16 protein-coding genes and 3 rRNA genes are annotated in these 20,066 nt (G+C 44.1%); 11 read left to right on the forward strand and 8 right to left on the reverse strand.

Annotated elements, in window-relative coordinates:
• The 3 genes from N4A56_RS01710 to rrf (N4A56_RS01720) form a co-directional block, all read left to right on the forward strand.
• Positions 1 to 100, forward strand: a 23S ribosomal RNA gene (locus N4A56_RS01710); the annotation flags it as partial.
• Between the two features lie 118 nt (positions 101 to 218).
• Positions 219 to 333 (forward strand): 5S ribosomal RNA (gene rrf / locus N4A56_RS01715).
• A 68-nt stretch (positions 334 to 401) separates the two neighbouring features.
• Positions 402 to 516: ribosomal RNA gene (gene rrf, locus N4A56_RS01720) — 5S ribosomal RNA — on the forward strand.
• A 528-nt stretch (positions 517 to 1,044) separates the two neighbouring features.
• Here the strand turns inward: rrf (N4A56_RS01720) and N4A56_RS01725 are convergent.
• Complete coding sequence (locus tag N4A56_RS01725; RefSeq protein WP_295544651.1) at positions 1,045 to 2,283, reverse strand: MltA domain-containing protein; 1,239 nt, start codon at positions 2,281 to 2,283, stop codon at positions 1,045 to 1,047.
• 193 nt (positions 2,284 to 2,476) lie between these two features.
• On the opposite strand from N4A56_RS01725, the gene N4A56_RS01730 reads away from it, so the two are divergent.
• The 6 genes from N4A56_RS01730 to N4A56_RS01755 all read left to right on the forward strand — a co-directional run bounded on the left by N4A56_RS01730 (position 2,477) and on the right by N4A56_RS01755 (position 9,411).
• Positions 2,477 to 3,211 carry a YkgJ family cysteine cluster protein gene (locus N4A56_RS01730; RefSeq protein ID WP_295544652.1) on the forward strand — a complete coding sequence of 245 codons (735 nt, stop codon included), beginning with the start codon at positions 2,477 to 2,479 and terminating at the stop codon, positions 3,209 to 3,211.
• A 7-nt stretch (positions 3,212 to 3,218) separates the two neighbouring features.
• On the forward strand, positions 3,219 to 3,752 hold the full coding sequence (gene aroL, locus N4A56_RS01735; protein ID WP_295544653.1) for a shikimate kinase AroL: 534 nt from the start codon (positions 3,219 to 3,221) through the stop codon (positions 3,750 to 3,752).
• 55 nt (positions 3,753 to 3,807) lie between these two features.
• Positions 3,808 to 4,230, forward strand: a complete 423-nt coding sequence (locus tag N4A56_RS01740) for a universal stress protein (protein WP_295544654.1) — start codon at positions 3,808 to 3,810, stop codon at positions 4,228 to 4,230.
• Positions 4,231 to 4,334: 104 nt separating this feature from the next.
• A complete protein-coding gene (gene aroC, locus N4A56_RS01745; RefSeq protein ID WP_295544656.1) occupies positions 4,335 to 5,435 on the forward strand; it encodes a chorismate synthase in 1,101 nt (366 codons plus the stop codon).
• A gap of 24 nt (positions 5,436 to 5,459) precedes the next feature.
• Positions 5,460 to 7,661, forward strand: a complete 2,202-nt coding sequence (locus N4A56_RS01750) for an ATP-dependent RecD-like DNA helicase (protein ID WP_295544657.1) — start codon at positions 5,460 to 5,462, stop codon at positions 7,659 to 7,661.
• A gap of 220 nt (positions 7,662 to 7,881) precedes the next feature.
• Entirely contained in the window at positions 7,882 to 9,411 is a 1,530-nt protein-coding gene (locus N4A56_RS01755; RefSeq protein ID WP_295544659.1) for a response regulator, read from the forward strand.
• On the opposite strand, the gene N4A56_RS01760 is transcribed toward N4A56_RS01755, so the two are convergent.
• The 4 genes from N4A56_RS01760 to N4A56_RS01775 form a co-directional block, all read right to left on the reverse strand.
• A complete protein-coding gene (locus N4A56_RS01760) occupies positions 9,403 to 10,599 on the reverse strand; it encodes an alkaline phosphatase family protein (protein WP_295544661.1) in 1,197 nt (398 codons plus the stop codon). The two genes, N4A56_RS01755 and N4A56_RS01760, sit on opposite strands and share 9 nt — an antisense overlap.
• A gap of 2 nt (positions 10,600 to 10,601) precedes the next feature.
• Positions 10,602 to 11,891, reverse strand: a complete 1,290-nt coding sequence (locus N4A56_RS01765; protein WP_295544663.1) for a homoserine dehydrogenase — start codon at positions 11,889 to 11,891, stop codon at positions 10,602 to 10,604.
• A complete protein-coding gene (locus tag N4A56_RS01770; RefSeq protein ID WP_293668784.1) occupies positions 11,878 to 13,074 on the reverse strand; it encodes an aminotransferase class I/II-fold pyridoxal phosphate-dependent enzyme in 1,197 nt (398 codons plus the stop codon). Before N4A56_RS01770 ends, N4A56_RS01765 begins: the two co-directional genes overlap by 14 nt.
• A 275-nt stretch (positions 13,075 to 13,349) precedes the next feature.
• Positions 13,350 to 13,697 carry a DVU0772 family protein gene (locus N4A56_RS01775; protein WP_293668783.1) on the reverse strand — a complete coding sequence of 116 codons (348 nt, stop codon included), beginning with the start codon at positions 13,695 to 13,697 and terminating at the stop codon, positions 13,350 to 13,352.
• Between the two features lie 1,050 nt (positions 13,698 to 14,747).
• Between N4A56_RS01775 and N4A56_RS01780 the strand changes: the two genes are divergently transcribed.
• Complete coding sequence (locus N4A56_RS01780) at positions 14,748 to 15,002, forward strand: hypothetical protein (RefSeq protein ID WP_293668781.1); 255 nt, start codon at positions 14,748 to 14,750, stop codon at positions 15,000 to 15,002.
• Between the two features lie 668 nt (positions 15,003 to 15,670).
• Here N4A56_RS01780 and htpG read toward each other — a convergent pair.
• The gene (gene htpG / locus N4A56_RS01785) at positions 15,671 to 17,557 is read right to left on the reverse strand and encodes a molecular chaperone HtpG (RefSeq protein ID WP_295544666.1); all 1,887 of its coding nucleotides are present in this window, start codon (positions 17,555 to 17,557) and stop codon (positions 15,671 to 15,673) included.
• Positions 17,558 to 17,782: 225 nt separating this feature from the next.
• Here htpG and panB point away from each other — a divergent pair, with 225 nt between their 5' ends.
• Positions 17,783 to 18,640: a 3-methyl-2-oxobutanoate hydroxymethyltransferase gene (gene panB / locus N4A56_RS01790; protein ID WP_295544668.1), complete on the forward strand. Its 858-nt coding sequence runs from the start codon at positions 17,783 to 17,785 to the stop codon at positions 18,638 to 18,640.
• A gap of 275 nt (positions 18,641 to 18,915) precedes the next feature.
• On the opposite strand, the gene N4A56_RS01795 is transcribed toward panB, so the two are convergent.
• The gene (locus tag N4A56_RS01795; protein ID WP_295544670.1) at positions 18,916 to 19,554 is read right to left on the reverse strand and encodes a hypothetical protein; all 639 of its coding nucleotides are present in this window, start codon (positions 19,552 to 19,554) and stop codon (positions 18,916 to 18,918) included.
• An 11-nt stretch (positions 19,555 to 19,565) separates the two neighbouring features.
• A complete protein-coding gene (locus N4A56_RS01800) occupies positions 19,566 to 20,009 on the reverse strand; it encodes a hypothetical protein (protein WP_293668776.1) in 444 nt (147 codons plus the stop codon).
• Between the last annotated feature and the right edge of the window lie 57 nt (positions 20,010 to 20,066).

Here is a 20,066-nt window from a genome sequence, read left to right on the forward strand (position 1 = left end):
GCTAAAGGACCCTGGTAGACCACCAGGTTGATAGGCTGGGTGTGTAAGGACAGCGATGTCTTCAGCTAACCAGTACTAATAGTCCGTGAGCCTTATTTTTCTACACTAAATCATTCTTTTCCTCCCTTTAGATTAATATTTTTGGGTTAGCCATTCGATGTGAGCAACAAGTTATATATTGTTAGCCTTTCCGGATATCTGACTGACCCTAATTTTTTTCTAGTGACCACGGAGGTTGGGATACACCCGATCCCATTCCGAACTCGGAAGTTAAGCCGACCATCGCCGATGATACTGCAGGGGAGCCTGTGGGAAAGTAGGTCGTTGCTAGAATTTTTTTATGCCGATTAGTACGATGTGATTTACTTCTTTCCGTACTTATCAGGTTAAGCCAAATTTTTCTTGGTGGCCACGGAGGTTGGGGTACACCCGATCCCATTCCGAACTCGGAAGTTAAGCCGACCATCGCCGATGATACTGCAGGGGAGCCTGTGGGAAAGTAGGTCGCTGCCAAGATTTATTTCGAAAGCCTCGTTAGTTGTAAGACTAACGAGGCTTTTTTTGTTTATACTGGCTAGTCTTGCACAGTGGTAGCTCATAAATGAAGTTAGTTGATGCTGTACCTTCTTTCGCTTTTCGGTAAATGATGGATGAGGGCAACCTACTGTGAATAGCAAGTCCGAAGTCACTAGTAATTTTGAACCGCTCAGCTGCCAGTGTCTTTTTGAAATAGTGCATAAACTTTTTGTGTGCGGCTTACTATAAAGCTCAGTGGAGCGAAGCAGCGATATAGTAGGCTCATTATCGTATGAAGGAAGGCGAATACGGTTTGGTTGCCTTTTCTTTATTCGAAGGGGGACTTCATCAACTTGAGCGAAAGCAGACGATTGTAATCCCGTTGTGTGCGTTTACTCCTTGTCCGTACTTATTTTTCATGAGTAAGTCCTTTTGTTGTGAACTTAATCAAGGATGGGGCAGCATAAATAAAAAAGAGGAGAGCATGCAGGCTCTCCTCTTTTAATTCAGTAACATCTTGGATTTCTTTTATTTAGGAAGTAACAGCCAGACAGCGCCATTGGTGTTCATATGTCCGGCAATCCATGTTGCAGTTTCGCCGTATCCACTGAAAAAGTCTAAGTGATGCTCTTTAATTGCGCCGCCAGTGTCCTGAGCTAAGCCTAAGCCAGCCATATTTTCACCGTACTGGAAAGTTCCTTCTGCACTTTTTTCTGGCATTGGAACGTCGAAAAGAAACACACTTCCCAGTGGTAGGTACGACGGGTCTGTTGCAAAAGAAACCCTCGGTGTCAGTGTCTGTCCCATTGAGCCGAACGGTCCCGTGTCGGACAGTCTAAAGAATACGTAACTTGGGTTTGTTGCAAGCAGTTGATATGTATTTTCTGGGTTTTCAGTAAAATATTTGCGGATTGCTTGCATTGAAATGCCGTCTTTTGGCAGCAGTCCTCTGCGATACATAACTCGCCCGAGTGATACGTACTGCCTACCATTTTTCCCAGCGTACAAAATATGTTTTGTCGATCCGTCGTTAAGAAGAAGTCTTCCTGATCCTTGAATTTGCAAAAAGAAAATATCTAGTGGGTCTTTAGCCCATGCAATTTCAAGGTGCTGCGAATCAAGCACGCCATCAATATCAATAGCTTTTCTGTCATAATATGGAACAGCTTTTCCATTTTCTATTCGGTAGTAAGCGCGTTGTCCCTTCCATCTTGGATGAATTTTTTCAAGTTTAAGCACCTGCAAATCATGTGGCTTTGAATATATTGGGTACGAATAACCCGCTCTTTTGACAAGACTCGCTTGAAGAGCTGGCTCGTAGTAACCGGTAAATTGTGGATCAGAATCAAGCCTATAGAATGTAAAATGTTTTGCAAGCAGTTGAGGGTCTGCATCAAGCTGTGGCAAGAGGGCTTGCATTTTTTGTAACGACAACGCTATCGTCTTCCATGTAACTTGCAATCCATACTGGTCGAGCGCGAGCTTATCTTGCGGCTTTTTGGCTACATAGGTCGCTGAACGTTGAAGAGATGGTGCAAAATCCATCCATGAACGTATTCCCTGTTTGCCAATTGTAAGAGTTTGACTCACACTACAAGCTTCTGTTTCAGAGAGCTGTATGAATCTGGAGCCTTCGGGCTGCTCTTCTACTGGAGAGGGTACTTCAGCTGGTACAGTTGGTTGGGGAGATTGGCTGCAACCTGCGTAAAAAATAGCGCTGATTGCAAATAATGCAGTAAGAATTCGAGTGATATGTCTGACAGTCAATTTCATCCTCCAGTACAGTGTATGGTTATTTTCTGTAGCATGGAACATTTTGAGTTCAAAGCCCGAACCATAAGTACTTTTTACAGAAAAGGTGATGATACGGCTCTGATTATTGACAATTCTGTTTTTACAATAGTGTCGATGTAGTAAAAAATATATTGAGAACAATGACATATAATGGCGGGAAGACATTTTGGCTTCAGAAACAAAACAAGAAAGAATTATTCGTAAAAAAACTTTTACAACTCTGCATAACGGTTCGGATGCACTTCCAGAATTATGTTTTGAAACTCCTGAAGAAGCAGCGGGAAGCATTGCTGCATTGATGCGTGGTTTCTGGAAGTATGTTGATGAATGTGTTGAACGTGAAATTCCTCAGCATACACAAACATGTGCCAAAGGGTGCAGCCACTGTTGCTCGCAACCTATATTTATGGATGTATTTGAAGCGGTAGCGTGTATACATTGTATGGATTCTGAAAAAGTCTCTAAGGCTTTTATGGAAAGTTTTCCTGCTTGGCAGAGCAACTTTGCTCCACAGCAGCCATTGTTGTGGAAAGCGTTGCAGGAGGATAAGTGGAATGAACTTGGGGCACTCACAAAAAAACTGACGGCGGCTTGCCCATTCTTAGAAAATAATGAGTGCACCTGCTATGACGCCCGCCCTATGGTGTGCCGCACATGGGTTTCGAAAAAATTTCGATTTCTGTGCAGGATGAACCCTTCGAGTATAAAGTATACTCTTGCATGTCAGGATGCAGTGCATGATGCGTATAACAAAGTTCTGTTGCATATTGCTGCATCGTTTGAAATTCCTTTGGCATCTGGTGGATGGACAACGTTGCCCCTTGCGTACAACTCTGTGGAAGGAAATTCCGCAGAGTTATTGAAGCATGCAATTTCTAAGCATTTAACATATAGCAGGTAGTTTCTACATGCAGCATAACAAGCGGATTTATCTTGTAGGTTCTCGTGGGAGTGGGAAAACGTCCGTCGGGCAGGCTCTCGCCCAGCAGTTAGCATGGGATTTTGTAGATACAGATGCACTGCTCTGTGAAATGCAGGGAAAAAGTATTGCAGAGATTGTGGAAGCTGAAGGCTGGGAAGCATTTCGGAATTACGAATCATTAGCGCTGTTGGCTGCTGCCAAAGAGAGTAAGAAAGTCATTGCCACTGGTGGTGGTATGATTTTGCGAGAGAAAAATCGTGAAGCTATGCGTGAGAACGGTGTTGTTATTTTTTTGGAAGTTCCACCGGAAGAGCTAGCCCGTCGTTTAGGTGCAGACCCTTTGGAGGCACAGCGTCCTTCCCTGACGGGGAAAACGTTGCTGGCTGAGGTAAAAGAAGTACTTTTAGCACGGCAGCAATTGTATGAAGATTCAGCGCATATAACTGTTGATGGGGCGCAGACCATAAAGGAAATTATTGATAACATCATGGAACTACTTGAAACGAAACTAGTTTCATAGTTAGATGATTGGAACCAATAAAAAAATCTTCCTAAGATGATGCGAGGAGAGCAATATGAAAATCGATAAAGTTCTTGTTCCAGTTGATGGCTCCGAGTTTTCCCGAAAAGCTGTAGAATATGCGGCGCAGTTTGCACCAATGGTAGGTGCTTCTGTTATATTGCTAACGTGTCGTCTTGAAGTAACATCTCTGCTCAGCAAAGATTTATATGAAAAAGCTATTAATGACCTTGATGCACATGCAGAGGCGTTGCTTGAACCATATAAAGAGATTTTTGCAAAAGCGCATGTGGAAGTGACCGACGTAGTTATGGGTGGAACGCCTGAAGATACTATTTTGCAGGTCGCCAAAGGGGAAGATTGTGATATGATTATTATGGGTTCTCGCGGCTATTCAGATATTAAAGGCTTGTTCCTTGGCAGCACAACACATAGAGTACTGCAACTTGCAGAGTGTCCTGTGACTGTAATTCGTTAAGAAATAAATTTTCTGTGTTTGATGGGGAATTTTTCGTAATGAAAGATTCCCCTTTCTTGTATTTGCACGGCAACCAAGTATGATTTTGAAGTAAGGAGCCTGATATGAGCGGTAATACGTTCGGCACGCTGTTTCGCCTGAGCACTTTTGGCGAATCTCACGGTGCGGCTTTGGGCGGCACTATTGAAGGTTGCCCATCCGGTATTGCATTGACAGAGGAAGATATTCAGCGTGAGCTTGATTTACGCAAACCCGGTCAAGGCGGCTTAGCTGCCACAGCACGTAAGGAAGCAGATGCTGTACGCATCCTTTCCGGCGTGTTCGAAGGAAAGACCACCGGAACACCTATCGGGTTTATTATTGAAAACACTGACCAGCGATCACGTGACTACGGCGATATAATGGAAAAATGGCGTCCTGGGCATGCAGATTTTGGATTCGATCAAAAATATGGCTTCCGTGATTATCGGGGTGGTGGACGTTCCTCTGGTCGTGAAACAGTGAGTCGTGTTGTTGGTGGTGCTGTTGCATTGCAACTGCTTGCCACACAGGGTGTAAGCGTTAACGCATACACTGTGGAACTTGGCGGCATTAAAGCTTCTGCGCTTGATGTAGCCAAAGCACAAAAACGTCCATATTTTGCTGCGGATGATGCTGTGGTTGCAGCATGGGATGAACGGGTAAAAGCTGTAAAAGGTAATGGTGACACTTTGGGCGGTATTGTGCAGATTGAAGCTAATGGACTGCCAGCCGGACTTGGTGAACCTGTCTTCGATAAGCTTGATGCCTTGCTTGCACATGCTCTTATGAGCGTTGGCTCTGTAAAGGGCGTTGAAATAGGGCAGGGGTTTGAAGCAGCACGTATGCTGGGAAGCGAAAATAATGATGCAATGGATGCCGAAGGGTTTATGTCTAACAATTGTGGCGGTGTGCTTGGGGGTATTTCTAACGGAATGCCAATAATTGCGCGTGCGGCAATTAAGCCTATTCCGTCTATTGCAAAGAAACAGCAGACCGTCACTTGCAAGGGCGAACCTTGTTCGATGCAGATTAAGGGGCGGCATGATATTTGTGCCATTCCTCGTGTTGTTCCGGTCTTAAAGTCTATGGTTGCGTTGGTGCTGGCGGATGTGCTGCTACAGCAGAGCAAGCAATACTTTTCGCCTGTTTCCGGCGTTGTAGAACCTAGAGGGTTTGACGAATAATATAACTGTCAGTACATGAGCTACATGCAATCTACCTTACCTACCGATACTACTCCCCCGAGTGCCGCAGAACTGCATGGCACATTGGAGCGAATAGTCTTTCATAATGAAGAAAACGGCTATTCTGTGCTTAGATTTAAAACTACAGCAGGTGATAACCATACTGTTGTAGGGAATATGGCAGACCCGCAGGTCGGAAGTTCTTTGAAGCTTACTGGCGAATGGGTGGAAAATGCCAAATTTGGGCGACAGTTTAAAATTCTTACCTATGAGACAAGTCTTCCTGCTGGAGTAGTGGGCATTCGCCACTACCTCGCATCCGGTTTGATTAAAGGCGTTGGTCCTAAAACAGCAGAGCGAATCGTTGATGCGTTCGGGGAAGACACCTTTGCTATTCTGGATAATGAACCAGAACGACTCTCAGCGGTGAAAGGCATTGGAAAACGTACGGCAAAAGGTATTCAAGAAGCATGGTCAGAGCATCGAGGCATCCGTGATCTTATTATGTTTCTGCAACCGCACGGAGTTTCGACAGCATACGCCGTGCGCATATACAAGTTCTACGGAAAGCATGCCTTGAGTGTGGTGCAGGAGAACCCATATCGTCTTGCAATGGACATTAACGGTATCGGGTTTGTCACTGCCGATACTATTGCCCAGAAGATCGGGTTTGATGTGGATTCGCCGTTACGTGCGGAAGCTGGCACATTATATATGCTTACGAAAACATCAGATGAAGGGCATGTCTATTTCCCGCTTGATGGACTAGTCACAAAGACTTCAGACACGCTGAATATTCGAGCAGATCTTGTTGAAGACGCCATTGATACACTTGAGCGCGAAGAGCGTGTGGTTGTAGAAGAGTTATCCAATGGGCAGGTTGCAGTCTATCGCAGCCGGTACCATGCATATGAATCCGGCATATCGACATATATTAAGAAGATTTTAGGCTCGCCTAAAACAGTGCTCATAAAAGATCCTGATGAAACGGTTGAGGCTGTGGTAGAAAATCTTGGAATTGAGCTGGCGGAAGAGCAGCTTGAGGCTGTGCATACTGCTGTACGTACAAAAATGATGGTGCTTACCGGTGGCCCCGGTACTGGTAAGACTACTATTACAAAAGCCATTGTGCAGGCGTACAAAAAGCTTAAAGCTAAAATTTTGCTGTGTGCGCCAACGGGGCGTGCTGCAAAGCGTATGTTTGAAACAATCGGCGTAGAAGCAAAAACCATTCATCGCTTGCTGGAATATTCACCGCGTGAAGATGGTTTTCAGCGAAACGAAAATAACCCGCTTGCATGCAGCCTGATTGTTATTGATGAAGCATCCATGATGGATACGATGTTGATGTTTCATTTGCTTAAAGCAATTCCGCTGGGTGCGACTGTTATTTTTGTTGGCGACGTTCATCAGCTGCCTTCAGTGGGACCGGGGAACGTGCTGAAGGATGTGATTTCTTCAGGTGTTGTGGATGTTGCAGAGTTGCATGAAGTATTTCGACAGGCTCAGGAATCCGACATTATTACGAATGCACATAAAATTAATGCTGGTGAAGTTCCATTTCTGGAGTCATCCAAAGAGCGATTATCAGATTTCTATTTTATTCGACAAGATGAGCCTGAGCGCTGTGCAGCAATGATTGTGGATTTAGTGAAAAATCATATTCCACGCCGATTCCGTTTTGATCCGATAGATCAAATTCAGGTGCTCACGCCGATGCATAAAGGCTCTGCCGGTTCCGGTAACTTGAACCATCTGCTGCAAGAAGCATTGAACCCCCAGCCTCTTTGCTTAAAACGTGGTGACCGTGAATTTCGTCTGGATGATAAGGTCATGCAGCTTCGCAATAACTACGATAAAGACGTGTTCAATGGCGATATCGGGCGTATTTGCGTAGTTAACACAGAGGATAAAAAGCTGACGGTTCGGTTTGATGACGAAAAAAATGTTATCTATGACTTTAACGAACTTGATGAGCTTGTCCCTGCGTATGCGATTTCTATTCATAAATCGCAGGGATCAGAATATCAGGCTGTAGTTATCCCTGTGCTTACGCAGCATTATGTGCTGTTACAGCGTAATCTTATCTATACAGGTGTCACCCGAGGAAAAAAACTTGTTATCCTTGTTGGGTCGTCAAAGGCTCTAACAATGGCAATTAAAAATAATAAAATGCAGAAGCGCTTTACGTATCTTTCACAGCGTTTGAGTGAATTTTTGCAGTGATGCTGTTTAAATGGACGCAAAAATAAAGCACTAATACATTTTGTTTGTACTATAAAAGCTCACCCCCGATTGTTTTGCAGTCGGGGGATTTTTATAATTAAATTTGTTATCTTTACAAAGCGTTAAGTGCATTAATATGATAGAGCAAACGAATCTCAATTATACATTGCTTGAAGGTGTCCCGCGTTTGGCTGGGCATTAAAAAGAGCGGGAGAGTAGCGTGGCTGTATCAACAAATGTGCTGACTATGGAAGATGACCCCGTTGTACGGGAGACCATTGCAGCATATCTAATCGATGAAGGGTATAGCGTAACACAGGCAGAAAGCGGGTTGCAGGGGCTTGCATTAATTAAAGAAAAAAATATCGACGCTATCCTGCTGGATTGGCGTCTTCCTGATATTTCCGGTGGCGAGGTTCTTTCAAGGCTTGCAAAAATGAATCCTACGATTCCGGTAATCGTGGTTTCCGGTACTGATGAGGTTGAAGAAGTTATTGAGGCGTTGCAGCGTGGAGCATGGGATTATCTGCGCAAGCCGCTGAAGAACATGGATATACTTATCGAAGCAATTGTTCGAAATCTGAATAGAGCACGGATGATGAAAGAAGCTGCTCTTGAAGGTGAACATTTAAAAGAGCTTGTCCGTAGTCGTACCGAAGAATTAGAGCGTGCCAATGCGTTGCTGCGGCGCGAAGCAAAAGAGCGGCAGGAGTACGCTGCTGCATTGAAAGAAAGTGAAGCCCGCTTCCGGCAGCTGGTTGAAACTGTGCGTGAAGCGTTTTTTGTACGGAATGCCATTACAAAAGAGTTTATTTATGTAAGCCCCGCTGCAACGGAATTGTTCGGGCTTACACCGGATCAATTGGCGCTGGATTCTGGGTTGTTGCTAGAGCTATTACATCCTGATGACAGAAATGATGCTGTTGACCGGATGCTGAAAATTTATATTAACCAGACACCGGATAATTTTGAATATCGATTTATCGTCGGAAAGGTAAAAGCTCTTAAGTGGATAGGATTCCGCATTTTTCCTGTAAAAGATGCCAACGGCGTTGTGTATCGTCATGTAGGTGTTGCAGAAGATATTACAGAGCGTAAGCATGCGCATGATGCGCTATGTGCTTCTCTGCGAGAAAAAGATATTCTTTTCAAAGAGGTGCATCACCGTGTGAAGAATAATTTGCAGCTGGTTTCAAGCCTTTTGAGCCTACAGGCGCAGCGAATTTTGAACTTAGAAGACCGTGAACGCTTTCTCGATTCTCAACGGCGCATACAATCAATGACACTGGTGCATGAAGAGTTGTACCGGACTGATGATCTTTCGTGTATCGACTTTAGTTACTATGTTGAACAATTGGCACGACGGATTGAGCAAGCTTTTTTAGCGACGGTGCCAGTTGATCTCGAAATGAATTTAGAAAAAATTTATTTGTCTGTAGATACAGCAATGCCGTGCGGGCTTATTTTGAATGAACTTATTTCTAACGTGTACAAACACGCTTTTATTGGAAAAGAACGTGGACGCCTGTTCCTTTCCACAGGATTGCAGGACGGTCAGCTTATCTTAAAAGTGGTTGATGATGGCGTTGGGTTCCCAAAAGATTTTGATATTGCCCAGTCCGATTCTCTCGGAATGCAGGTTGTGAATGAGCTGGTAGAGCAGCTTTCCGCGAAACTTACGATTTCTGTTGATAATGGAACAGAATTCAAACTTTCATTTTCAGATGCAAGTCTGTGTCTGTTACCTTAGAGTTTTTAGCACATTCAGAAGGAGTGTATCTTCAGCAAGATGCACTCCTTTTTTGCATTCAAGCTCTGTAAACCGGCGTACGGTAGTTTGTTTCGGTAACGTCGGATGATATGCAATAAAGGGTACTGCACCTTGTGCGTGAGCTTTGGTCGTCGCAGGGGTAAGATGATCTGCCGTTACTGCAATACATGCTTCCGGCATCTCGCGTAGCAACACAGGCAGCAATTCAGCATCAATTCTTTCTATGGCGCTACGTTTTCCTTTTGCATCGCCTATGTGCCCGTAATGGTCAGGTGCGTCTACGTGAATAAACGCAATGGTATTTTCTGGTGCCTGTAAGTAAGAGATAGCAGCATAGGCTTTTTTTGCCAGATCAGTGTCAGGCAGTCCCGTGAAAGAAGTATCTTTGATAACATCCAAGCCTGCCATATGTCCCAGACCGTGCAGCAGAGGGGTTCCGGAGATGATGCAGCCATTTGTGCCGTGCTTATCGGGAAAGTTCGGCAATGAGTAAGGGCTGCCTTGCCCCCATAGCCACATGCAATTGGTTTTATCTGTACATTGAGAAAGAACTTTTGGAGCCGTCTTAATAACTTGTTGGAGTTGCTCAGGGTATTGTGCAACTTGGGCTTGAAGAGGCGTTTGCTGCAACATATGCGGTCCACATGTTTGCAATTCGGGCAGTTTCTTATTTCGCAGTATTTCGTTGTGCGCTTTTAGTTGAGCATGCCCATCTTTTTGGAGCAGCAGGAGGCGATAGCTTTTATTTGCAACGACAGTGATATTGCCATGATGTGCAAAGGCGTTGTTGAGAGCTGCAACAATGTTTTGCGCTTCTTCTGACGTTATGGACGAGGCGCACGGCGTGGTAATCAAATCATTTTCTGTGCAGCATAGCGTAACACGCCAGATAAGATCATCTGAACATGCTGAAATTCCTAATGCCTGTGCCTCAATCGGGGCGCGTCCTTGATGATATATGGTAGGATTATAGCCGAGTAACGACATGTTACCTACATCAGAATCGGGACTGAAGCCTACTGGGATTGTATAGCAAAGACCCGCCACACTGTGGCGGGTCATGATGTCTAGAACAGGTGTGTTTGCACGTTCTAAAGGGGTACCTTCAGGACATAGCGAGGGGGCATCGGCTGCACCATCTGCTATGCACACAATAATCTTATGCATTCTTATAGAATCCGGTAGAAAACAGGCTCTTCAAGTACGAGACCTTTTTCTTTCATTCCCTCTACAGCTTTGTGGACAGCTTCGGCACGTGCTTCATGGGTAAGGAATACCACTGAAGCCGTAGTTTCTGTGCCGTCTTTCTGTATTGCCTGTGCAATAGAGATATCTTCTTCGGCAAGAGTACCTGCAAGATCACGCAGAACGCCAGGAACATCTTTCACCATTACACGGAAGTAGTATTTAGATGTTGCATCTTCTGGTGCAAGAATATCGGCTCGTGGCGGAACTTGTTCAACGTACCCTGTATTATTCGGGTTTGCATCGCGTGCAATGGTGAGAATATCACCCATTACAGCACTTGCGGTTGCAAGATCGCCAGCTCCCTGACCATGCATAAAGATAGGACCACATGCGTTGCCTTCGAGACGAACCGCATTATATGCGCCGCCTACACGGGCAATGAGCAGGGTGTGGTGTACCAGCATAGGGAACACACCAGCCTCAATTTTACCATCAACGTTACGCACTTGACCAAGCAGTTTTACACGGTAGCCAAACTCGCGGGCGAATTCGATATCCTTAGGATGAATTTTAGAAACACCAACGACCGGCAATTCGGTGAACGGGTATTCTACACCAAAAGCAAGGCGGGTAAGCAGACATAATTTATGCGCTGCATCAAAGCCCTCGATATCTAACGTCGGGTCTGCTTCTGCGAAGCCAAGTTCCTGAGCTGCTTTTAATGCGGTATCGAAATCAAGCTTCTTGGTAGTCATTTCGGACAGAATATAGTTTGCTGTGCCGTTAAGAATACCAACAAGGCTTTGTACCTGATTGCCCGCAAGGTTTTGCTTTAAGCTGTCCAAAATAGGAATAGCGCCACAAACGCTTGCTTCGTATGTAAGGTGCACATTGTGTTCTTGTGCAAGGGCAAAAAGATCGTGCCCGTCTTCAGCAAGCAGAGCTTTGTTAGCAGTTACAATGTGCTTACCTGCTTTAATTGCTTTGGTGATGAGCGATTTAGCTGCATCAAGCCCGCCAATAAGCTCAACAAGAACATCCACTTCAGGGTCTTCAACAAGGATTGCAGGATCGTCTGTCAATACAGTTCCTTCAGGAAGTTCTGCTGCACGGGATTTGGATACATCACGTACGAGAACAGACTTTACAACAATCTCTCTTCCGGTACGGGCAACAAGAGAGTCACGGTTTTCTTTAATAACTTTCAGAAGACCACTGCCAACGGTACCGAAACCGGCAATGGCTAGAACGAGGGGCTTATTCCTTGGCACAAATACATCCTTCTTTCTGGAAAAACTTTTTAATTCCACGACATGCTTGATTTATACGGTGTTCGTTTTCAATAAGTGAGAAGCGAACATAATCGTCCCCAAAGTGCCCGAAACCAAGTCCCGGCGAAACTGCAACCTTAGCTTCAAGCAGCAGTTTTTTAGCAAATTCAACTGATCCCATTTTTTTGAATGGTTCAGGAATTTCTGCCCAAACAAACATGGTGGCTTTTGGGGATGGAACGTTCCATCCTGCACGTTCGAGACCATCAATTAATGCGTCGCGGCGTTTTTGGTATGTGTCGACAATTTCCTGCACACAATCATCAGGACCATTTAATGCAACAGTCGCAGCAATCTGAATTGGCTGGAAGATACCATAATCAAGATATGACTTAATTCTAGTAAGGGCATGAACCAGCTTTTTGTTACCAGCACAAAAGCCTACTCGCCAGCCAGCCATAGAGTAGCTTTTTGACATGGAGTAAAATTCTACACCTACATCTTTTGCTCCTTCTGCCTGAAGGAAGCTTGGTGGAACATATCCGTCAAAAGCTAAGTCTGCGTATGCCATGTCATGGATAACATACACATTATGTTTTTTAGCCCAGTCTACAACTTTCTGGAAAAATTCAGGAGTAGCCAGCTCAGTTGTCGGGTTGTGTGGATAGCTGAGCATCAGCACTTTTGGCTGCGGCCATGTTTGCTGTGTAGCAGTTGTCAAATCCTCAAAAAAATCTCGTCCCTTTCCTATCGGAATCCTGCGAACATCCGCACCAGCGATAATAGCGGCGTATGTATGGATAGGGTAGGTAGGGTCTGGAGCAAAAACTACATCACCCGGTGAGAGCATGGCAAGGGCGAGATGCGCAAGACCTTCCTTGGCACCCATGGTTGCGATAGCTTCACTATCGGGGTCGAGGTAGACGTCATATTTTCTTTGATACCAGTCACAAATAGCTTTACGCAAGTTCGGAATGCCCTTGGAAGCTGAGTAACGATGGTTAACGCCTTTTTGTGCCGCCTCGGTAAGTTTATCCACAATGTGGTCAGGAGTAGGGAGGTCGGGGTTTCCCATACCCATATCGATGACGTCAATGTTTTGGTGTCGCAGTTCCATTTTTAAATCATTAACAACTGCGAATACATAGGGTGGAAGTCGGTCGATTCTTGGGAATTCATTCATAGCGTATACATCCTCTGGCATATTCATTTTTAACCCAGAGTACATATAGTGGCTGCACCTGTAAAGTCAGTAGCGACAGTAACTTTGAGAGGAAAGGTGTTTTTTGATGATTTTATCATCAGAAAATTGGGGAAAAAGTGAAAAAAATATCAAAAAAATAAAACGAAAAATGTAAAAAAATAAAAAAGAACCGGCAGCAGCCCCGATGATGCTACCGGTTCAGGGAATTACCACAGGTATTCATAATCTAATGAATGAGTGGTAAGGAGGTCGAGTTATTGGTCATATAGCTCTTTTTTGAGCCATTTTTTGATTTCCGGTGTAGGTTTGAACAATCCTTTCAGGTCGCCATATTCGGCGAGGAAAGTATTTGCGACACGTGCAGGTAATGGTACTTCAATAAGATCAATTGCTGCTTCGGAATTTCTGCGTACGAGCCGAACAACAGGTTGGTCGCCCCATGTGTCTACTACAAAATATGTTGAGTAATCTGACTTTGACCGTACAGGTGGATACTCTGCATGCCAGTCGTTGTTCCCCCACTCAAGGTACATAGTCACTGCGTGTTCGGGACTCATGTTCCAGTCAATTTGTAAATCGCTGAATTGTGCAAGGTTACTCATTGTTCCTCCAATATAGTCAATGGCTATATGTACAGTCCTATTCAGTCTCTGATGAATGGCGGGGAGAACTGCCACACTCTCCCCACCACGGTTCTGTCTGTGAAGGTAGGAATGTTTGTATCTGTTGACTTAATAGTAACTATTACTACTTAAGAGTCAAGCATAAAATTAGGGAAAAATGAAATTTGTTTGAAATTCGAGTTTCTGTTGGGCAGCAACCCTTGTAAAAATGAGGATTTCGAAAGACTGACTTAGCTAAAAAAAAGATTAAAAAACAAAAGAAAAGGTTGCAGATAGGGCAGGGAAATGTCGAAGTAGTATGATATATCATCTTGTCTTGTTTCTGAAACGGATACAGAAATCTACTTTGAAGAGCAGTCTATAATACATATAAAATAATGCACTTTTCGATTTTGCTGGGCTACATAGAAATGTAAAGAACCCAATGTGAGCGTTACGGTATTGCAGAGCACTACGTTGGTTTGTTGCATAAATGCGCTGCTAACGGCTACGTTAAATAGGTATATCTAGAATGCGTAACGCGACATTTTATAGAAAATGATTACATATGCTGCAACGTAGTGTTGTGATTAGGGCATGTTTTTGCATCGCAAAGCGTATGCGCATAGCAATATTGGGTGCAGTAGTTTCTGCGTATCTTTATTGAGATATGATATTGCTCCCTACTGGCAGTGTACTATTGCTGGCTAGTGCATAGAAAGGAAAGATAAGCACCACAAGGATGTGATGATACATAGCGTTTTAAAGAGAATGTAATTTTCCGTTACCGTTATATCGGTTTTGGTGTGGTATTAGGTACATGATGGAGACATACAAATCAGTGCAAACTGAATGGTCAAACAGTATTAAAAGCTTGACCTAGTATTGGTTTTATGTGTTTATAGCGTCGCTGGAGAAGTCCTCTATCTCTTGGATGTTGCTTTGTGGGTCGAAGCGCATCGTTTAGGTTGAGGCAATGAGTACGCTCCCACCGTGAGAGGTGGCCATCATGCTGATTGCTGAATCCTATAGAGTCCGACGGAGGTTGTCATGAAACCAGTGAAATTCGCAAAGCCTGAACTGTTTGCAGATCACTTTTTTGATACTGCTGAAACTTTAGGCGTTAAGTTCACCCAGTCCGGTAACATCATTACCAATGGGGGAAAGAACATTTCTAAGGGCAAGGTTGCCGCCATTTATCGCCGGTATGGTGATGAATGTCATGTTTGCCCGAGCTGTGAATTCAAAAGTGACTCTGTAGGACTTAAGCACTTTCGGATGATTGCAGAGAAGGCTTTGGGCTAGAATCCTTCTTTTGCTTAAATGATTTTGTAGCATGACTGGTGTCCGCCGCTGCCCCCGTAGCGGCGGACTTTTTTGTCCTCTTCACACTTCCTTCTGAAATCATTGAATAAGAAGCGATATTGGTACAACCAATTTGGGTTGGCTTATAGATTTACGCGCATTGTATTTTGCGCTTGGATTTCACTTATTGATTTAATTGCTTGTATTGATTGAGGAAAAATGTGTGTATTAGGTGTTGTTTGCGAAAGATATAAAAAAAGACAGCAAATATTGTTCAGGTACATGGACGTAAAAATGGAGGCTGTGTAGGTTGTCTTTACTTGTTGTGGCAACTGATACGGCAAGTCTCTTCCTTTGTATAAGGAAATTGTGTTGTCTTAGGTGCTCTTGACTTTTTAAAAGGCAGGTGCGCCAACTCTTAAAAAAAGACCGGCATCTTTTTTTAAGAGATGTGATCTGTTGGTAGTGCTTCAGGTCTTGGGAGAGATTTTTGGCGAAAGATTCTCCCCCTTTTATTGCAGTTTTATCTGCGCACCGATTTGGCAATCGGTTGAAAAAAATCGGCGCTTCACAATGGCATGTGAAGCGCCGTTTTTTTTGATCCCCCCTGAGCAACACAGGGGCATAAATCTAACAGGCGGCAAGCAAAGCCTGCCGCCTGAGTATATCTAGATTTTTTTAATTTCTGAGTACCAGCTACCTGCTTTTTCCAGAATATCGTTAATTCGGGAAACCATAGCATGCGGGTCTTTTAAGTAGCCTTCCAACAATAAGGAAGACTCAAAAAGCTGCTCGACAGTTTCTGTAACCAGCGCATCATCTTTGTCAGACTTATAAATACGGAGCAGATTGCGTACGATAGGGTGGTCTGCATTCAACTCGAATACTTTTTGTGGAATAGACTCATCCTGATTCATCATGCGCATGATCTTTTCCATAGAAGAAGTCGCGCCATCCGGGCTGCTGAGTATCGCAGGTGAACCGGAGAGACGTTCAGATAAGCGCACGTCAGTTACTTTATCGCCAAGCAATTCTTTAATGTGTGCGAGAAGGTCACTTAATGTTGCGGTTTCTTCTTCAGAAAGCTCTTCAGCTTTTTCTTTTTTCACAACATCACTGAAATCTTTCAAGCTATCCGGATTTACAGTTTCCGCTGCAACCAAGTCAAATTCACCAAACTTGCCAAGGTTATCCATAACAAACTCGTCCACAGGTTCGTACAGGAAGAGAACTTCAAGCCCTTTGCGTGTGAAGAGTTCAAGATGCGGGTTCAGGCGTGCTGCTTCGCGGCTGGTGGCAGAAATATAGTAAATAGCTTTCTGATTTTCTTTCGCACGTTCGATGTATTCATCCAAAGATGTCAGCTCGTCCGCAGTTTCATGAGTTGAAGTATTGAAGCGGAGCAGCTTTGCAAAGCGGTCACGGTTTGCAAAATCGCTGTAACCGAGGCGGAATACTTTACCATGCACGTTCCAGAATTCTTTGTAAGCATCGGCATCATTTTTAGCCATACGCTCAAGGTGAGAAAGAATCTGCTTGGTAACTGTCTGGTTTATTTTGCGGATAAGAATGTTTTCCTGCAAGGTTTCGCGGGAAATATTCAATGGAAGATCTTCTGTATCAACAACACCTTTTACGAAAGAAAGGTAATCCGGCAGCAAGTCTTTGCATTCGCGCTGAATGAGTACGCGGCGAACGTACAGGTCAAGACCGTAATCGTCACGCCCGATGCTGCTTAAATCGCGTCCGAAAGTTGGGATAAAGGCAAGGCTTGTAAACTGCACAGGTGCATCAACTGCGCTGTGAACTGTTGCAAGTGGTTCTTTATCGTCAAAGGTAAGGTAGTTATAAAATTCTTTGTACTGCTCTTTGGAGATAGAACTTTTAGGTTCGCGCCACAGAGCGGGAGTTGTGTTCTGATGTTCGCCATCAAGGTAGATAGGGAACGGAATGAAGCTGGAATGCTGTTTAAGCGCGCTTTGCAGACGGAATTTTTCAAGAAATTCTTTTGCGTCTTCTTTAACGTGGATAGTGATAACTGTACCGCGTTCCGGTGCATCTTCAGCCGGAGTAATTTCAAAAGCGCCGAGTCCGTCAGATTTCCATGTGAAAGCTTCGGAGCCTGCTTTGTAGCTGCGAGTGGTAACAGTAACATTTTCAGAAATCATGAATACTGAGTAGAACCCTACACCGAAGCGACCGATAATATTGCTTGCAGAATCTTTGCTTTCTGCCAGCTCTGCAAGAAAACGCTCAGAGCCGGAGCGGGCAATTGTACCAAGGTTATCCACAAGGTCTTCTTTGCTCATGCCGATACCGGTGTCGGTAACGGTAATGATGCTCGCGTCTTTATCAATATCAACTTTAATGGAAGGTTCTAGCTCCGGTGCGGTGATTTCTTCACCTTTTGCTTCTGCAAAGCGAAGTTTATCAAGTGCATCAGATGCGTTGGAAACGAGTTCGCGCAGGAAAATTTCACGGTTGGTGTAGAGAGAATGGGTAATGATATGAAGAAGTTTTCTAACTTCAGTCTTAAATTCATATGATTGTGACATACGAAGAAGCTCCTATGAAATCCAAAAGATTAAACAACAATTACGGCAATAATAAATCGGAATTATCAGAGGTCAAGACTCATTAAAAAAAAGTTCGTGTATGTGGCTTGTCTGTGGGATTATCGATAACAATTTGAAATCGACGTAATGTTTTTTCCTCGCTATACTTAAAAACACACCTTAGCATTCATCCCTATGATTATTGAGCACAGAAAAGGAGCAATCATGAGTAAGCACACAGCTACTGCGGGCAGTAAGCCTGTTACTTCGTTAGATATTCGTCAGAGTAAGGGAAATCGTAAACTTACCATGCTGACAGCATATGATTACTCTTCTGCAACGCTTGTTGATGAATGCGAAATCGATATGATTCTTGTTGGTGATTCACTAGGCATGGTTATGTTGGGACGTGATGATACCATAAGCGTAACTGTTGATGAAATGGTGCATCATACAAAAGCCGTTGTACGTGGGGCTAACCGCGCGCTCGTTGTCGCAGACATGCCGTTTATGTCTTACGAAACGGGTGTCGAAGATGCTATGCACAATGCAGCGCGGTTGTTTCAGGAAGGCGGCGCACGCGCTGTAAAACTTGAAGGTGGTCATACAGTAGTCCCGCAGGTGAAAGCTCTTGTAAGTGCGGGTATTCCAGTGGTGGGACATATAGGATTAACACCTCAGCGTGTGGCGAGTCTTGGCGGATTTAAAGTTCAGGGGAAAACTGCTGAGGCTGCAACGTCGCTTCTTGAAGAAGCAAAAGCACTTGAAGAGGCTGGTGTCTTTTGTCTTGTATTGGAAGCTATCCCTGCACCAATCGCAGCACGTATTACGCAAGAAATTTCAATTCCAACTATTGGCATCGGCGCTGGCGCAGAGTGTGACGGGCAGGTTCTCGTATTTCATGATCTTCTTGGGCTGTTTGATCGCTTTGTGCCCAAGTTTGTAAAACAGTATGCTAACTTACGCGAAATTGCCGCATCCGCCATCAGTGATTATAAGCGAGAAGTAGAAGCCGGTAGCTTCCCTGCTAAAGAACATTCATTTGCTATGCCTGAGCATGAGAAAGAAAAATTTGAAAAGTAGCAAGTTACAGCGGTATTAACTGTGGCGCTCTTTGCCATATATTACACGTAAAAAAAGAACATAAGAGAGCTGCCCTTCACACAGAAGGGCAGCTCTCTTTTTTGCTACAAATATTGTTTTAACGATTTTGAAAGGACATGTTCATGCGGCTACTAAACGACTCAATCAACAAGGGGGCGTTGCTAATGAAAGTTTTTGGAGATTTTTAAGACCCTTTTGCAAAAGGTTCTTAAAGTCCCGCTGACAAGCGCCGTCGGAGACACCACATGCTCTCATTAATACGCAGGTTGGTATTCAAGAAATTCTGAAAGCTTGTACCCAGAGTATTCTTCGCAATTGTTGCCGAAGCACTCAGATGCATTGAGCACGGTTGCGGTGAGTATTTTGCGCGGTTGAACATCGCGGATGAGCAACAGCCGTGTAGAGGTTTCCGGCTGCACTAGGGATTTAAATGAATAGAGCACAAGCCAATCGGTGCTGCCGGTATTATCCCAATCGAGGACTGCGAGGAGCGTCAGGGTTTCTTTGCTGAACTCGCTTGAAATAATAAGCTCTGTTTCTTTGTGAACAGCGGTTTGTCCTGCTGAAGGCATGGCAGAATATGTTGTTCCGTCTACAGGAAGGCTATGCTGTGCTCCTGTCCAAAGAAAATTCAGCGAAAGATTGTTGTAGGCAATTTTGCTGAAATACTTTGGTGAATTGTAGCTGTTGCTTGCTTTGGATGGCTCATAATATGTAACGTCTGATGGTAATTTGTCTTGCAGCTCTTGCGGTAAGCTTTGTGTTGCAGAAAAATACCGAGGACTCACTAGCATTGCAGGGTCGCCAAAAAAAGATGTGTTACGGATACAACCTGTGCTTAAGGCGACAAAAAGGGCAAAAAGAATACAGAGGGTAGAATTATGTCGGAGCATGAATTCCTCGTTTAGTCAGCTGATTTGCATTTGAAACGAATGCGTAATCGTCCGTTTTCAAAGTCGTAAGAGTTAATGGTAAATTCACCAATTTCCGATGTGTTTTGTACATGTTCGCCAATGCAGGGACAACTGTCGTAATCACCTACATGGACTATGCGGATTGTCGTAATATCATCGGAAGGAAGCCGTGAAAGATTGTACTGCTTTTTCGCTTGTTCCAGCGGCATTATTTCTTCTGTTACCTCAAGGTTACGTCGAAGCTGGGTATTTACGGTAGACTGGAGTGTTTCGGCTTCTTCATCGGTAATAGGGCGGTCAAATGTGTAATCACATTTAGACTTTTTTGTGTTGATGTGTGCAGAGTAACAACGGTCACAGCCAAACATGGCAACCATAGTTCCATTGAGAATGTGTTCAGCTGTATGCATATGAGGGACGTAGCTTTTAGCCATGATGACTCTTCTTTCTTTTGAGTGAAAAACTTGTGCCTAAGAAAGACATGTACATCA

The organism is Halodesulfovibrio sp., from assembly GCF_025210605.1.
Classification (GTDB): domain Bacteria; phylum Desulfobacterota; class Desulfovibrionia; order Desulfovibrionales; family Desulfovibrionaceae; genus Halodesulfovibrio.

What these genes read in the sequence shown, in the direction of transcription:
- aroL (WP_295544653.1), top strand. Translation starts at nt 3,219, where the DNA reads ATGCAGCATAACAAGCGGATTTATCTTGTAGGTTCTCGTGGGAGTGGG.
- N4A56_RS01740 (WP_295544654.1), top strand. Translation starts at nt 3,808, where the DNA reads ATGAAAATCGATAAAGTTCTTGTTCCAGTTGATGGCTCCGAGTTTTCC.
- aroC (WP_295544656.1), top strand. Translation starts at nt 4,335, where the DNA reads ATGAGCGGTAATACGTTCGGCACGCTGTTTCGCCTGAGCACTTTTGGC.
- N4A56_RS01750 (WP_295544657.1), top strand. Translation starts at nt 5,460, where the DNA reads ATGCAATCTACCTTACCTACCGATACTACTCCCCCGAGTGCCGCAGAA.
- N4A56_RS01760 (WP_295544661.1), bottom strand. Translation starts at nt 10,599, where the DNA reads ATGCATAAGATTATTGTGTGCATAGCAGATGGTGCAGCCGATGCCCCC.
- N4A56_RS01770 (WP_293668784.1), bottom strand. Translation starts at nt 13,074, where the DNA reads ATGAATGAATTCCCAAGAATCGACCGACTTCCACCCTATGTATTCGCA.
- N4A56_RS01775 (WP_293668783.1), bottom strand. Translation starts at nt 13,697, where the DNA reads ATGAGTAACCTTGCACAATTCAGCGATTTACAAATTGACTGGAACATG.
- N4A56_RS01780 (WP_293668781.1), top strand. Translation starts at nt 14,748, where the DNA reads ATGAAACCAGTGAAATTCGCAAAGCCTGAACTGTTTGCAGATCACTTT.
- htpG (WP_295544666.1), bottom strand. Translation starts at nt 17,557, where the DNA reads ATGTCACAATCATATGAATTTAAGACTGAAGTTAGAAAACTTCTTCAT.
- panB (WP_295544668.1), top strand. Translation starts at nt 17,783, where the DNA reads ATGAGTAAGCACACAGCTACTGCGGGCAGTAAGCCTGTTACTTCGTTA.
- N4A56_RS01795 (WP_295544670.1), bottom strand. Translation starts at nt 19,554, where the DNA reads ATGCTCCGACATAATTCTACCCTCTGTATTCTTTTTGCCCTTTTTGTC.
- N4A56_RS01800 (WP_293668776.1), bottom strand. Translation starts at nt 20,009, where the DNA reads ATGGCTAAAAGCTACGTCCCTCATATGCATACAGCTGAACACATTCTC.